The following is a 12,932-nucleotide window of genomic DNA, read 5'->3' on the forward strand; positions in this document are numbered from 1 at the left end:
ATGATGGGCGAATCCTGAGTCACATCTGCCCCGGGAGACACAATCTTGGCCGGAGACCCCCACGCCATAGCCGTCGTCGGTGCCGGTCCCCGCGGCACCAGCGTGCTCGAGCGGCTGTGTGCCTCGGCCCCTGAGCTGGCGCCCGGCGCACGACTCACCGTTCACATGGTGGATCCGTCCCCGCCCGGCGCCGGCCGGGTGTGGCGTACGGCCCAGCCGGGCGAGCTGCTGATGAACACCGTGGCCTCGCAGGTGACTCTGTTCACCGACGCGAGCGTCGAGTGCGAGGGCCCGGTGCGCACCGGGCCGAGCCTGCACGAGTGGGTCGCGGCCCGTGGGCTCGGCCCCGGCCTCGGCCCGGACGACTACCCCAGCCGCGCGCTGTACGGCCGCTATCTGGAGTGGGTGTTCGCGGAGGCGGTGCGGGGCGCGCCGGACTCGGTGACCGTCCGGGTGCACCAGGCGCGCGCCGTACGGCTGGAGGAGAGCGCGGACGGCGAACAGACGCTGACCCTGGAGGACGGCACCCGGCTCGAGGGGCTGCGGGCGGTCGTGCTCGCCCAGGGCCATCTGCCGACGGTGCCGGACGAGGCGGAGGAACGGTTCGCCTCCCACGCCGAGTCGCACGGGCTGCGCTACTACCCGCCCGCCAACCCGGCGGACCTCGACCTGTCGCCCGTCGCGCCCGGTGAGCCGGTGCTGCTGCGCGGCCTTGGCCTCAACTTCTTCGACCACATGGCGCTGCTGACGGTCGGCCGCGGCGGCAGGTTCGTGCCCGGCGACGGCGGCCGGCTGGTCTACCGTCCCTCGGGCCTCGAACCGCGGCTGTACGCGGGCTCCCGGCGCGGCATTCCGTACCACGCGCGGGGCGACAACGCGAAGGGGGCGCACGGGCGGCACCATCCGCTGCTGCTGACGCCCGAGGCGATAGCCCAGTTCCGCAAGCGCGCGGAATCCGGCGATCCGCCGGACTTCCTGACCGAGGTCTGGCCGCTGGTCGCGAAGGAGGCCGAGACCGTCTATTACGAGGCGCTGCTGGAGCAACGGAGCCGGCGGCAGGACCAGCGGGGCCTGCCGGGTGAATCGAGCCAGCCGGGTCAGCCGGGGCGGCCGGGATCTACGGGCCGCACGGGTTTCAGGGGGCGCTTTCTGGCCACCGAGCACGGTGGGGCTGAAGAGGCGGCGGTGCTGGACGATTTCGGCATCAAACCGGCCGACCGCTGGTCCTGGGACGCGGTGGCCCACCCGCACCAGGGCCGGGATTTCACCGGCCGGGAGGACTTCCGGCGGTGGCTGCTGTCGTACGCGCGCGAGGACGTGGCGCACGCCCGCCTCGGGAATGTGTCGGGCCCCGTCAAGGCGGCCCTCGACGTCTTTCGCGATCTGCGCAATGAGCTGCGGCAAATCGTCGACCACGGCGGTCTGTCGGGGCTGTCGCGCCGCGCCCATCTCGACCGCTGGTACACCCCGCTCAACGCCTTTCTGTCGATCGGCCCGCCGCGCCGGCGCATCGAGGAGATGGCCGCGCTGATCGAAGCGGGGGTGCTGGACGTGCTCGGTCCGCATCTGGAGGTGTCCGCGGAGGCCGCCGCGGCGCCCGGGGATTGTCCCGGTTTCGTCGCCCGCTCCGCCCGGGTGCCGGGCCCTCCGGTGGTGGCCACGACGCTCGTCGAAGCACGGCTTCCGGAGCCCGATCTGCGGCGTACGGCCGACGAGTTGCTGGCCCGCCTGCTGCGTACCGGAGCGTGCCGCCCGCATCGGGTGGAGGGGTACGAGACGGGCGGCCTGGACGTCACCCCGAGCCCATATCGCCTGGTGGACGCGGAGGGCCGGGCCCATCCGCGGCGCTTCGCCATCGGGGTGCCGACGGAGGGCGTGCACTGGGTGACGGCGGCGGGAGCGCGGCCCGGGGTCAACTCGGTGACCTTGTGCGACACCGATGCGGTGGCCCGTGCGGCGCTGCGGGCGGCGGTGTCAGAGTTGGCGGAACTTGAACTTGCAACAAAAGGTGAGGGGAACCTAACCTGACGGTTCCGTTGCTTCCCGTCCCCGGAACAAGGAGTCGTCCCCATGCCTCCGTCCGCCACCCCCCAGGGCCTCGCCGACCGACTGGACGGTACGAGACCGTACGTACTCTCCCTCTTCCGCATAGTCGTCGGCCTGCTGTTCTTCTGCCACGGCGCCTCCTCGCTCCTGGGCTGGTTCGGGGGCCTGATGGGCACCGGCAGGACCGTCGACGCGGGCACCTGGCCGGGCTGGTACGCGGCCGTGATCCAGCTCGTCGGCGGCGGCCTGGTCATGCTCGGCCTGGGCACCCGCAGCGCGGCGTTCATCAGCTCGGGCTCGATGGCGTACGCCTACTTCCACGAGCACCAGCCGGAGAAGCTGTGGCCCATCCAGAACGGCGGCGAGGCGGCCGCGATGTTCTGCTGGGCGTTCCTGCTCATCGTCTTCACCGGCCCCGGCCCCTGGGCCCTCGACCGCTTCCTGGGCTCGACGCGCCAGACGGTCACGGCCCCCGAGACGCGCCGTCAGCCCACCGCCGTCTGAGCCACCGCCCGAATCACCACCCGAGCCATCACATGAACCACGCCGCCTGAGTCGGCGCCGCCCAAGCCGAAACCTCAAGCCGCGTTCACGCGTTATGCGGGGGTACCTCCCCTTCGTCACCGGGGGAGGCAACCCCCGCGCAACGTGATTCGAACAACATCAGCGCCCGTTACCGCTATCCTCTCCTGTCACAGGCGTACGCTGTATGGCTGTGAATGCCGTCCGCCGCTCCCCACAGCGGCGACACGGCTGGGGGGAACCGGATCGGGAGAAGCGTTGTTGGAACATCTGGGGGCGTTGACCAACACCCCATGGATTTACGCGGTTGTCGGCATCTCTGTTCTCCTCGACGTGTTCCTCCCCGTCCTGCCGAGCGGTGTTCTCGTCATCACGGCGGCCACCGCGGCCGCCGGAACCACCGTGGACGCGGTGGGCGTGGTGCGCGTCCAGGCGGGCGCCGCCGACTTCTCCCAGATGCTCGCCCTCGTGCTGTGCGCAGCCACCGCCTCGGTCCTCGGCGACATGGTCGCCTTCCGGCTGGCCTGGCGCGGCAGCGACCGCCTCGACCGCGCCATCGCCCGCTCCCGCCGACTCACCTCCGCCCAGGAGAAGTTGGGCACGGCGCTGGTCCGGGGAGGCGGCACGCTGGTCGTGATAGCCCGCTTCGCGCCCGCGGGGCGCTCGGTCGTCAGCCTCGGCGCGGGCGCGGCGCACCGCAGGGTCAAGGAGTTCCTGCCCTGGTCCGCGGTGGCCGGACTGGCCTGGGCCGCCTACAGCGTGAGCCTCGGATACGTCGGCGGCCAGTGGCTCGGCGCCACGTGGCTGGGCACGGCGGTCTCGGTGCTCGCGCTCTTCGCGGCGGGCGCGGGCGCGGCGTATGTGATGCGGCGCCCCGCCGAAGAGAAGCCGCTCCCGGCCCAGCCGGCGGCGGGCGCGGCGGGACAGCCCTGACGGCACGGCTGCGTGGCACAGGAATTCCGGACCCGGCCCGGAAATCCCGTTACCGTCCCCTCATGCGTATCCCCACCCCGCCGGCCCCCGCATGGTGACCCGCCGCAGCCGTACGACCGGCACCCTGGTCGGCAGCGCCCTGCTGATCGCCGCCGCGCTCCTCGTCGTACGGCAGTTCACCGGCCCCTCGGAGCCCGAGCTTCCGACCATCCCCAAGGCCGAGCGCCCGGTGGTCGAGGCGGCCGCCCGCACCTGCCCCGAGGTGAGCGTGCCGCTGCTGGCCGCGCAGATCCACGCGGAGAGCGACTGGCGGCCGGACGCCGACTCCGGGCATGCGCAGGGCATCTCGCAGTTCGCCCCGGAGACCTGGAAGGAGTGGGGCCGCGACGGGGACGGCGACGGCAAGGCCGATGTCTGGGAGCCCAAGGACGCCATCCCCTCGCAGGCGCGCTACATGTGCCATCTGTACGGCGTGGTGAAGGACCTGCCGGGCGACCCGACCAAGCTGGCGCTCGCCGCGTACAACGCCGGTCCGAACGCGGTCCTCAGGGCCCGCGGGATCCCGAGGATCGCCGAGACCCGCGAGTACGTGGACCGCATCCTCAACACGCTGCTCCCCCAGTACCGCGAGAGCGAGGCGAAGTACGCGGCGGCGCATCCGTCCCCCTCACCTCGTCCTTCACGCTCTTCCGGATCCGGATCCGGTTCCGGGACGGGCTCGGGGCCGGGGCCCGAAGCCGCCGCACCCGGCCCGTGATTACGCGTCCGCCGTGATGAAGTCCTCGACGGCGCGCACGAGTTCCAGCGGGGCCTCGTCGGCGGGGTAGTGCCCGGCGTCGGGCAGCTCGACGAGGTCGGCACGCGGATACCAGCGCAGCCAGGTCAGCCGCATCAGCTCCGCCGTGAGCGCCGGGTCATGTGCCCCGACCACCACCCGGACCGGCACCCGGGCCCCCACGATGTCCTCGTGGAAGTCCTCCAGGGCCCAGGAGTCCAGCCAGGCCCGGAACGCCTTGGCGTCGCTCTGTTCCAGCGAGTGCCTGACCATCAGGTCGAGCCAGGCGGCCGGGTGGCGGCCGCCGGTGGTGTAGTCGATGATCGCCCGGCGGCTCTCGGGGCGCTCGGCGGCGGATGTGAACAGCCGCCACTGCTCGCCCTCCATCGGCATCCCGCTCGCGGGGACGGGCGCGACCCCGAGCAGCCGCTCGACCCGGTCGGGGGCGGCGGCCACGACGCGCTGTACGACGGCGCCACCCATCGAGTGCCCGAGGAGTGAGAACCGCTGCCAGCCGAGGTGGTCGGCGAGCGCGAGCAGATCGCGGCCCGCCTCGCCGGTGGTGTACTCGCCGGGGATGTCCCGCGCCTCCCCGTAGCCGCGCAGATCGGGGAGTGCGTAGGTGAAGGCCCGCCGGTCGATGTGCGGCAGCATGGCGGCGTAGGCGGCGCGGTCCGAGAACCAGCCGTGCACGGCCATGATCCGGCGTGGTCCTTCGCCGACGAGCTCATACGGTGGAACGAGGGGTGGAACGATCGGTCCCATGGCACCTCCGGTCCCAGTCGAGGACGGGCGCGCGGCGCGCGTGCCCGTTGCCGCACAACGGTGGCGTCAACCGGCGGCCTCGGCAAGGCCGCTGCGCATATGCGTAGCCGGGCCTGACTGTGACCTGACAGAGAGCTGGTCGCCGCCCCGCTCACGTACGGGCCGCTCCCGCTCACGTACGGTGCGGACAACCGGCACGGATGGCGATGTCCGCGCCGCCCTCCCCGGCCCGCCGGCGGCTCCTTCGGCCGTGACCGCGCGTAACAACCGCGCGTAACATAAGACCCGGGCAGAGCTCCTCCGGCCATCGCCGGGAGGTGCCCATCGGAGCACTGATGAACCGCCGTCGCACCACCTCGCACGAGAGCACCGAAGAGGCGCTGCGCTCCCTGGGGCGGCTGACCGCTCAGATCCTCGAGCGGATCAAGCTGCAACAGGCACGGGTGGAGCTTGCCGCGGCGCTCCAGCGCCATATGCTGCCCACCGAGCTGCCCACACCCCCCGGACTGCGGGCCGCGGCCCGCTACACGCCCGCCCGCGACGGGCTGGACGTCGGCGGCGACTGGTACGACGTCTTCGCGCTGCCCGGCACCGCCTCGATCGGCTTCGCCATCGGCGACGTACAGGGCCATGACGTGGAGGCGGCGGCCTTCATGGGCCAGGTCCGCACGGGGCTGCGCGCCATCGCCGCCGCCACCTGCGACCCGGGCGAGGTGCTGCACGGCGTCAACGAGCTGCTCATCTCGATGGGCACCGACCTGTTCACCACCTGCACCTTCCTCCGCTTCGACCCCGCCTCGGGCGAGCTGGCCTGCTCCCGGGCGGGCCACGTCCCCGCGGTCCGGGCCTCGGCCGGCCGCCCGGCCGAGGTCGTCTGGGACCCCGGGGGCCTGCCGCTGGGCATCCAGCCCGGCGAGACCTATCCGGTGACCCGGCACCTGCTGACCCGGGCGGGAGCCTTCGTCCTGTTCACGGACGGCGTGGTGGAGGGCCCGTCCTACCCGATCGACCGGGGGCTGGCGGAGGTGTCCCGGCTGGTCGGCGCGGGCTACGACGACGACGCGGAGGAGCTGGCCGCGCGGGTGAGCAAGGTCGCCGACCGCACCGGCCACTGCGACGACGCGGCCGTGCTGGTGCTCCGCCACGACGACGTACGCCCATGAGCGCCGCGCCGCCGTTCCTCCGTGTGGCGGACGCCGCGCCACGGCTCTGCGTGTCACCCGCACCCGACTACGACCACGCTGTCTGATGGCCGCTGTGGCAGGCGACGACTGGATCCGGCGATACGGCGCCACGGGTCTGCGGATCGTCGCCGTCGCGGCGGCCTACTACGCCGGGGCGCGGATCGGGCTGCTCCAGGAGCTGGTGCGCGGACAGGTCACCCCGCTCTGGCCGCCCACCGGCATCGCCGTGACCTGCCTGCTTCTCCTCGGCCTGCGCACCTGGCCGGGTATCACACTGGGCGCCCTCGCGATCAACGCGCCGATCGGCCCGACGGTCCCCGCGGTCGTCGCGATCGTGGCGGGCAACACCCTGGCCCCGGTCTGCTCGTACCTGCTGCTGCGGCGGATGGGGTTCCGTACGGAGCTCGACCGGCTGCGGGACGCGCTGTCGCTGGTCTTCCTCGGCGCGCTGGCCGGAATGCTGATCAGCTCCACGGTGGGCACCGGGGTGCTGGTCCTCGAGGGCGGGCTCCCGGCCGACGAGTTCTGGTCGACCTTGTCGGTGTGGTGGACGGGGGACGCGATGGGCGTCCTGGTCGTCACACCGCTGCTGCTGGTGCTGCGCAGGGCCCGGGTGCCGCGCCACATCCCCCCGTACCGGTGGGCGGAGGCGGTGCTGCTGGTGCTGAGCACCACCGCCGTCGCCCTGCTGGCCACGCACTCCGTCAGCAGCCTGCTCTTTCTGGTCTTCCCGTTCCTGATCTGGGCGGCGCTGCGCTTCCAGCTGGCGGGGGCCGCGACGTGCGCGCTCATCGTGTCGGTGATCGCGATCCAGGCGACGGCGGCGGGCGTCGGCCCGTTCGCGGGGCATACGCTGCTGGCGCGGATGGTCACCTTGCAGGCGTTCAACGGCTCGACCGCGCTGACCGCGCTGCTGCTGTCGGCGATCATCACGGAGCGGAACCGCACCCGGCAGCAGATCGAGCAGATCTGCACCCAGCTCGCCGAGGTGGTGGTCCGGCTGGCGCCCGGCGAGGCGCTGCGCCAGTGGCCGCCGCCCCGCCAAGGCGACCACCCGCCGGACCCCCCGTAGCCGTCAGCCCTCCGGCTTCCGCGGCTGAGTCAGGTCGCGCCACTGAGTCGAGCTGCTGCCGTGCATATTGAATTCCTGGGCGAGGCCGGTCTGGTGGAGCCCTTGCATCTGCGCGCCCGTGACGGTGACGCCCGCGATGTCGAAGGACGTGTCGTCATCCCAGTTGTATCGGTCCCAGACATTCACCTGGTAGTCGAGGGACACCTTGGGCTTCCCGTGTTCATCGGGCACCACACTCACGACTCCCGAATTGTTCACCATCGCGTGGCCGACGGCGAAGTTCCAGTCGCGGTCGCTCTGCTCGTAGCCCTCGGCCTTCGTCTCCACCGGAATGGACACTGTGCGGCCGCCGGACTCCTCGAACGCTTTCAGGGCCTTTTGCCGCCACTCGTCCTCATGCTTGGCGAGGTTCTCCGTGGCGGCCTTCCGAAATCCCTTGTCCTCGTCCCACATACGGTCGATGTCCAGATCCAGCGGCTTTCCGGACCCTCCGAGGTAGTGGGCCAACGCGCGGGCCCCCTGGTCGTAGCCCGCCAGCCCGCCGCCCTTCGCCATGGCCTTCGCCTCGAGCTGGAACAGATGGTCCTTGTAGCCGGGATCGCGCGAGTGGAACTTCCCGGATCCCACATCCGCCGGCTTCCACTTGTACTGCGGGTCCGTGATCCCGGCGGCCACCAGCCCCAGCGCGTCGGCATCCCAGACCCGGCCGCGCAGTTCCGGGCTGAGGCCGTCCCAGATCCTGCGCAGTTCGGCGCGCTGGCTGGGGTTCACCTCTTGGCCCAGCGCGGCAAGGTCGATGGCCCGGTCGACCTTGGCGTCGTCCAGGGAGTGATACCCGGCGTGGCCCGCGTTGTACGGGTCGCCGCCGTGGCTCTTGGCCAGCGCGGCCTTGACGATGCCGTCGACCTCGACGGCCCGGGCGAGGTTCCGGTTGACGCGGTTGGCGTATGCCTGCTGGGTGTCCAGCTGAGTTTGCGTCCGCGTTCCGTCGTCCGCGGGCGAATGGGGGTAGAAGAAACGCACGGTGCCGTCGAAATTGTCGGCGAGCCGGAGTCCTTCGTCCTGCGCCTGGGCGACGGTCGACTTGACGCCGGCCTGGATCTCGGTCAGCTGGGAGTGCGCGTCGTCCAGGACGCTCCAGATGCTGCTGGCTTCCTTGTGCAGATCCTCGAACTCTTTCGCGGTCTTGGCGACGAACTCACGCGTGACGGTCGCGTTGAGCCCGGCCCATCGCGCGCCTTCCGACTTCTTCAGCAGACCCGAATGTGCGTTGGTCATGAGCGTCTTCAAACGGTCGACGGCACACTTCCAGTCCGTGACCGCGGTGCCGAGCTTCCCCAGATCAGCGCCGATGAGATCCGCGTAGGTGAGAGCCCCCATCGTCTTTCCCCCGTCGCTTCCGCTACTTCACCGACTTGGATATCTCGGAGACACTCACGGCCGACCCGTCCCGGTTGCGCAAGGAGGCCGCGATCTGCGCATCGTCGTTCCCGTGAGCCTTCTTCGAGTAGTCCAGGTGATTGGAGATATGGGCGCACATCTGGAGCACGGTCTTCACCTGGGAACTCCAGACGGACACCGTGGTGCTCAGCGCGTCGCCCATGGTGAAGTTGTGGTCGCTCAACGCCTTGGCCGCCTGCATGGACGACCCCACGCCGTCCTTGTCGGCCCCCGCCCCGGCGATGTCGGCCACCTTCTGCAACTCTCCGTGCAGGACGAAGGCCTCATGGCCGACGGCGCCCAAGTCGTCCTGGCGCACGACCAGATCGGAGCCCCCGCCGCCGCTCGTGGCCGAAGCCCCTCCGCCGCCACCGACGTCCGCGGGAAGCTGGTTGAGCCGCGTATGGGCGCTCTGCTGCCCGGCCGCGTCCGCCTTGAGTTGAGACCACTCGCTGTCGAATGACATTCCCCGTTACCTCCTGTAGAGGACATCCGCGCATCCGGTGCCGCGGCCGTTCCTCCCCTGGCCACACCGCACCCACAACGCAGATCAAAACGCATGGTAGCTGAATCGGATGACATCACTCCGGCTACGGCCGGGCAAGATTCGCGCCTGCCCCGGCCCGGGGGCGGAACCGCGGGCCGGGGCCGAAGGAAGAGGCGCGGGACTGCGGGCCCGGGCCGGGGCGCCGGGTCCTAGACCTTGGGCCCCGGCCCGTCGTACACGCCGTCCGGCCCCGGCTGTCGGTAGTCGTAATGCGTCACCGAACTGCTGCCGCGCATGTCGAAGTCCTCGGCCAGCCCCGCTTCCTGCAGTTTGGCCAGGTCCGGGTCGGGGCGATCCGTCAGGTTGGGCTCGCTCTCGTTCTGGCTGTATCGATCCCAGACGTTCACCTGATAGTCGAGGTAATACTCGGGCTTCCCATATTCGTTGAGCTTCGCCGTCATCGCGCCGGACACGTTGAACGTTCCGGTGCCGACGGCGTCACGCCAGTCCTGGTTGCCAAAACCGAAAATCTGGCCCTTCGTTTCCACCGGAACGGTGACGGTCTGCGCCCCTGACTTCTCCAGCTCCCTGCGCGCCTGTTCCGCCCACTTGTCCTGATGGTCGACGATGGCCCACTCGACGTCTTCGTACATGGGAGGGTCGTCGCGCAGCATGCTGTCGACGTCCAGATCGTCAACAGGGGTTCCCGTGTTCGAGAGGTAGTGCTCCAGAGCCTGGCCGCCGTGGCTGAGTCCGTTCAGTTTGTCCCACGCCACCTTGCTTTTTGCCTCGAACAAGGTCCAGCGATCGCCCGCCGTCGGCTCTCTCCATCCCCACCCCGGGTCACCCTTGACCGTGGGCTTCCACTTGAATTTCGGAGAGATGACCCCGGCATCCATCAGCCTTACCCGGTCGGCATCCCACAGTTGGCCGCGCGATTCCGGGCTCAGCGCGTCCCAGAGCTTCCGCAGCTCGGCCCGCTGCCTGGGGCTCACGTCCTTGCCGAGCGAGGCGAGCGCCGTCGCCCGGTCGAGCGCGACGTCGTCGAGCGAGTCGTACCGGGTGTGCCCGGCGTCGTAGGGGTCGCCGCCGTGAATCTTGGCCAGCGCGCCCTTGACCAGGCCGTCGATCTGGATGGCCCGGGCCATCTTCGCGTTGACGTGGCGGTTGTACTCCTGCTGGACCTCCCGGTCCTTCGGGGAGTACGTCCCCTCGGTCGCGAACGGGTAGACGAACTTCACGGTGCCGTCGTAGTTGTCGGCGACCTGGAGCTTGATTTCCCGCGCCGCCGCGACGGTCGACCTGATATTGGACTGGATCTCGGTCAGCTGGGAATGAGCGTCGTCCAGGACGCTCCAGACGGCGTGGGCCTCCTTGTGCAGATCCTCGAACTCTTTCGCCGTCTTCTTGACGAATTCACGCGTGACATCCGCGTTGAGCCCGGCCCACCCGGCCCCCTCCGACTTCTTCAGCAAGCCGGAACTCGCGTCCTCCATCAGCTTCTTCAAACCGTCGACGGTCGACTTCCAGTCCGTGACCGTACTGCCGAGCTTCCCCAGGTCGATTTCGACCATATCGTGGTAGGTGAGACCGCCCATCGACTTTCCCCCGTCGCTCCATCGGCTTGGATATCGCGCAGACTAGCCGAACCGGATGATCTTGTTCCGGGCCCTGGGGCGAGGGAAGAACGGGACATTACAGAGCCAATCCGCCGCGACAACTGGCGTATGCGCAGGTGAATGCGCGGCGCCGGATACTGGCTGAACTTCTCCTGAACTGATACGCGCCAAACTTCACCAAGAGTTCAGCGGCTCAGACCGTCCGGCTGCCAGGGCTGCGCGGCCACCCCGTATCCGCCATCCACCACAGCCCGCTCCCCCGCGCCGCTCAGACTTCCGCCACCGCGTCGATCTCGACGAGCACACCCTCACGCACGAGCTGCGCCACCACGGTGGTCCTGGCGGGCAGCGGCGAACAGTCCGCGAAGAACTCCCGGTACACGCGGTTGAACTCCGGAAAGTTCTTCCTGTCGCTCAGATAACACGTGCACTTGACGATGCGCTCCTTACTGCTGCCCGCCGCCTCGAACACGGCGACGAGGTTGCTCAGCACCCCGCGGACCGGCCGGGCAGGACCGGCCCAGCGGAGGCACACGATGAGCGACAGCGGACTTATCTCCGGTGCAGCAGAACTGATCCAGAGACGTGGCAGGAAACGCTGGTTCCCCGGCGGAACACATGTGAGGATTACTCGTGCCCGGTTGCGTGGAATCCGAAACCGGCCGCTCGAAAATATAGTTGGGAAACAATGCGTACACATAAGGCTGCGTCCTGCCTGGTCATCATGGTAGCCCTGCTGACAGGCTGCTCCGACGACAGCAAGGCGGGCGACAGCACGGCGACTGTCGAATTCAAGGTGACAGGGGATTCACCGGCCAGCGTATACATCCCTGGCATCAAATACACCGGCGGGGACAGCAGCGGTCCCAGCAGCAAATGGGATGTGGATCTCGATTCCGTCAGGACTCCGTGGTCCCAAAAGTTTCAGGTGAAGCCCGGAAGGTCGCTGTCGCTGCAAACGGGTTCAGTGAATCCAAAGACGGGAATCGGCTGCCAGATATTCGTCAACGGAAAGCTCGTGGACGAGGATACGAAGAAGAACAAGCCCGGCTCCACCCTCGTCGCCCAGTGCAAGAGCCACGTCCCCATGTGATCGTGGGTGAGGTCGGGGGCGGCCGCGGCCTCGCCCTCTTGCGCCCCTTCCTGGCCGCCGGTTCTCAGTCCTTCACGATGCCCGCGTCGCGAGCGGCGCTCAGCCACGACGGGAACTCCTGAAGCAGCTGATCGTAGAGATCCGCGTCGGAGAGCGCCTTCGGTGACGGCCCGGCAGCGAAGAACCCCGCGTTGTCGACGACGCGTCGGCTCGGCACAGGAAGGTCATCGAGCTTGCGGAGGAAGCGGAACTCGTCGTCGCCGAACCCGACGAACTGCCAGAAGATCGGCAGCCTCGCGGCCGAACACAGCATGCTCTGCGCGGCCGCCTTCGACGTGGGAGAACCGTCGGTCTGGAACACCACGAACGCCGGATCGCCGGCTCCGCACGACTGGTAGTGGTCGATCACGGCCCGCATGGCGAGGTGGTAGTTGGTGCGCCCCATGTGGCCCATCGAGTCGTGCAACGGGTTGATCCGGTCCCGATAGTCATCGAGGCCGATCTCAGCGGTCCCGTCGACGCCGGTGGAGAAGAAGACGACCGGCACGACGCCGTCGTCATCGAGGTTGGCCGCGAGAGCGAGAGTCTGCTCGGCCAAGTGCTGTACGGAGCCGTCTCTGTAGTACGGACGCATGCTCCCGGAGCGGTCCAGAACCAGGTACACCGCGGCACGCCGCCCGGCGACGCCGCGCTTGGCCAAGGAGACCGCAGCCGTCTTGTACAGGCTGACCAGCCCCGGAGCCCGGGCCGCGACCTTCTCCAGGCTGATCGCGGCGGAGGGTGCCTCGGTCGGCTTGCGGTAGTCGATTGCGGGGCGCTTGCGATAGTCGATGGCCATGCGGAGTGATTGTTCCCCACCTGGCCGACCAAGGCCGCACCGCACCACAAAATCACGCGCCTTCAACGCCACACGACTGAGCCCTGCCCCGCACCGGCCCCCTTGCCGCGCCGAGCCACCGCTCCCCACACTGCCGGGTACGCGTGGGAGGGGGAGAG

The 12,932-nt window shown here is 69.6% G+C and carries 13 protein-coding genes; 7 read left to right on the top strand and 6 right to left on the bottom strand.

Annotated elements, in window-relative coordinates:
• Positions 1 to 45 precede the first annotated feature (45 nt).
• From ACZ4WQ_RS03370 to ACZ4WQ_RS03385, 4 genes are all read left to right on the top strand, one after another.
• Positions 46 to 2,028, top strand: coding sequence for an FAD/NAD(P)-binding protein (locus ACZ4WQ_RS03370; RefSeq protein WP_468021995.1), 1,983 nt, complete (start codon positions 46 to 48; stop codon positions 2,026 to 2,028).
• 42 nt (positions 2,029 to 2,070) lie between these two features.
• Positions 2,071 to 2,550: a DoxX family protein gene (locus tag ACZ4WQ_RS03375; protein WP_311722790.1), complete on the top strand. Its 480-nt coding sequence runs from the start codon at positions 2,071 to 2,073 to the stop codon at positions 2,548 to 2,550.
• Positions 2,551 to 2,826: 276 nt separating this feature from the next.
• Entirely contained in the window at positions 2,827 to 3,501 is a 675-nt protein-coding gene (locus ACZ4WQ_RS03380) for a DedA family protein (protein WP_358844034.1), read from the top strand.
• Positions 3,502 to 3,592: 91 nt separating this feature from the next.
• Positions 3,593 to 4,258, top strand: coding sequence for a lytic transglycosylase domain-containing protein (locus tag ACZ4WQ_RS03385; protein WP_468021996.1), 666 nt, complete (start codon positions 3,593 to 3,595; stop codon positions 4,256 to 4,258).
• On the opposite strand, the gene ACZ4WQ_RS03390 is transcribed toward ACZ4WQ_RS03385, so the two are convergent.
• Entirely contained in the window at positions 4,259 to 5,041 is a 783-nt protein-coding gene (locus ACZ4WQ_RS03390; protein WP_311722787.1) for an alpha/beta fold hydrolase, read from the bottom strand.
• 335 nt (positions 5,042 to 5,376) lie between these two features.
• On the opposite strand from ACZ4WQ_RS03390, the gene ACZ4WQ_RS03395 reads away from it, so the two are divergent.
• Both ACZ4WQ_RS03395 and ACZ4WQ_RS03400 read left to right on the top strand, forming a co-directional pair.
• A complete protein-coding gene (locus tag ACZ4WQ_RS03395) occupies positions 5,377 to 6,204 on the top strand; it encodes a PP2C family protein-serine/threonine phosphatase (protein WP_311722786.1) in 828 nt (275 codons plus the stop codon).
• Positions 6,205 to 6,289: 85 nt separating this feature from the next.
• Positions 6,290 to 7,297: an MASE1 domain-containing protein gene (locus ACZ4WQ_RS03400; protein ID WP_311722785.1), complete on the top strand. Its 1,008-nt coding sequence runs from the start codon at positions 6,290 to 6,292 to the stop codon at positions 7,295 to 7,297.
• A gap of 3 nt (positions 7,298 to 7,300) precedes the next feature.
• On the opposite strand, the gene ACZ4WQ_RS03405 is transcribed toward ACZ4WQ_RS03400, so the two are convergent.
• The 4 genes from ACZ4WQ_RS03405 to ACZ4WQ_RS03420 all read right to left on the bottom strand — a co-directional run bounded on the left by ACZ4WQ_RS03405 (position 7,301) and on the right by ACZ4WQ_RS03420 (position 11,336).
• Entirely contained in the window at positions 7,301 to 8,677 is a 1,377-nt protein-coding gene (locus ACZ4WQ_RS03405; RefSeq protein ID WP_468021997.1) for a hypothetical protein, read from the bottom strand.
• A gap of 22 nt (positions 8,678 to 8,699) precedes the next feature.
• Positions 8,700 to 9,203 (bottom strand): hypothetical protein, encoded by a 504-nt coding sequence (locus ACZ4WQ_RS03410; RefSeq protein WP_311722783.1) that lies wholly within the window; start codon positions 9,201 to 9,203, stop codon positions 8,700 to 8,702.
• A 230-nt stretch (positions 9,204 to 9,433) separates the two neighbouring features.
• Positions 9,434 to 10,822 carry a hypothetical protein gene (locus tag ACZ4WQ_RS03415; protein WP_468021998.1) on the bottom strand — a complete coding sequence of 463 codons (1,389 nt, stop codon included), beginning with the start codon at positions 10,820 to 10,822 and terminating at the stop codon, positions 9,434 to 9,436.
• Positions 10,823 to 11,111: 289 nt separating this feature from the next.
• Complete coding sequence (locus tag ACZ4WQ_RS03420) at positions 11,112 to 11,336, bottom strand: RidA family protein (protein ID WP_385341818.1); 225 nt, start codon at positions 11,334 to 11,336, stop codon at positions 11,112 to 11,114.
• A 195-nt stretch (positions 11,337 to 11,531) separates the two neighbouring features.
• On the opposite strand from ACZ4WQ_RS03420, the gene ACZ4WQ_RS03425 reads away from it, so the two are divergent.
• Entirely contained in the window at positions 11,532 to 11,936 is a 405-nt protein-coding gene (locus tag ACZ4WQ_RS03425; protein WP_398369783.1) for a hypothetical protein, read from the top strand.
• 64 nt (positions 11,937 to 12,000) lie between these two features.
• On the opposite strand, the gene ACZ4WQ_RS03430 is transcribed toward ACZ4WQ_RS03425, so the two are convergent.
• Entirely contained in the window at positions 12,001 to 12,774 is a 774-nt protein-coding gene (locus tag ACZ4WQ_RS03430) for a vWA domain-containing protein (RefSeq protein ID WP_468021999.1), read from the bottom strand.
• Positions 12,775 to 12,932 lie beyond the last annotated feature (158 nt).

The organism is Streptomyces sp. NPDC028305, assembly GCF_055569495.1.

Excerpts from the sequence above, each read along its gene's own strand:
- ACZ4WQ_RS03385 (WP_468021996.1), top strand. The coding sequence starts at position 3,593 with ATGGTGACCCGCCGCAGCCGTACGACCGGCACCCTGGTCGGCAGCGCC.
- ACZ4WQ_RS03390 (WP_311722787.1), bottom strand. The coding sequence starts at position 5,041 with ATGGGACCGATCGTTCCACCCCTCGTTCCACCGTATGAGCTCGTCGGC.
- ACZ4WQ_RS03375 (WP_311722790.1), top strand. The coding sequence starts at position 2,071 with ATGCCTCCGTCCGCCACCCCCCAGGGCCTCGCCGACCGACTGGACGGT.
- ACZ4WQ_RS03395 (WP_311722786.1), top strand. The coding sequence starts at position 5,377 with ATGAACCGCCGTCGCACCACCTCGCACGAGAGCACCGAAGAGGCGCTG.
- ACZ4WQ_RS03430 (WP_468021999.1), bottom strand. The coding sequence starts at position 12,774 with ATGGCCATCGACTATCGCAAGCGCCCCGCAATCGACTACCGCAAGCCG.
- ACZ4WQ_RS03400 (WP_311722785.1), top strand. The coding sequence starts at position 6,290 with ATGGCCGCTGTGGCAGGCGACGACTGGATCCGGCGATACGGCGCCACG.
- ACZ4WQ_RS03410 (WP_311722783.1), bottom strand. The coding sequence starts at position 9,203 with ATGTCATTCGACAGCGAGTGGTCTCAACTCAAGGCGGACGCGGCCGGG.
- ACZ4WQ_RS03415 (WP_468021998.1), bottom strand. The coding sequence starts at position 10,822 with ATGGGCGGTCTCACCTACCACGATATGGTCGAAATCGACCTGGGGAAG.
- ACZ4WQ_RS03425 (WP_398369783.1), top strand. The coding sequence starts at position 11,532 with ATGCGTACACATAAGGCTGCGTCCTGCCTGGTCATCATGGTAGCCCTG.
- ACZ4WQ_RS03405 (WP_468021997.1), bottom strand. The coding sequence starts at position 8,677 with ATGGGGGCTCTCACCTACGCGGATCTCATCGGCGCTGATCTGGGGAAG.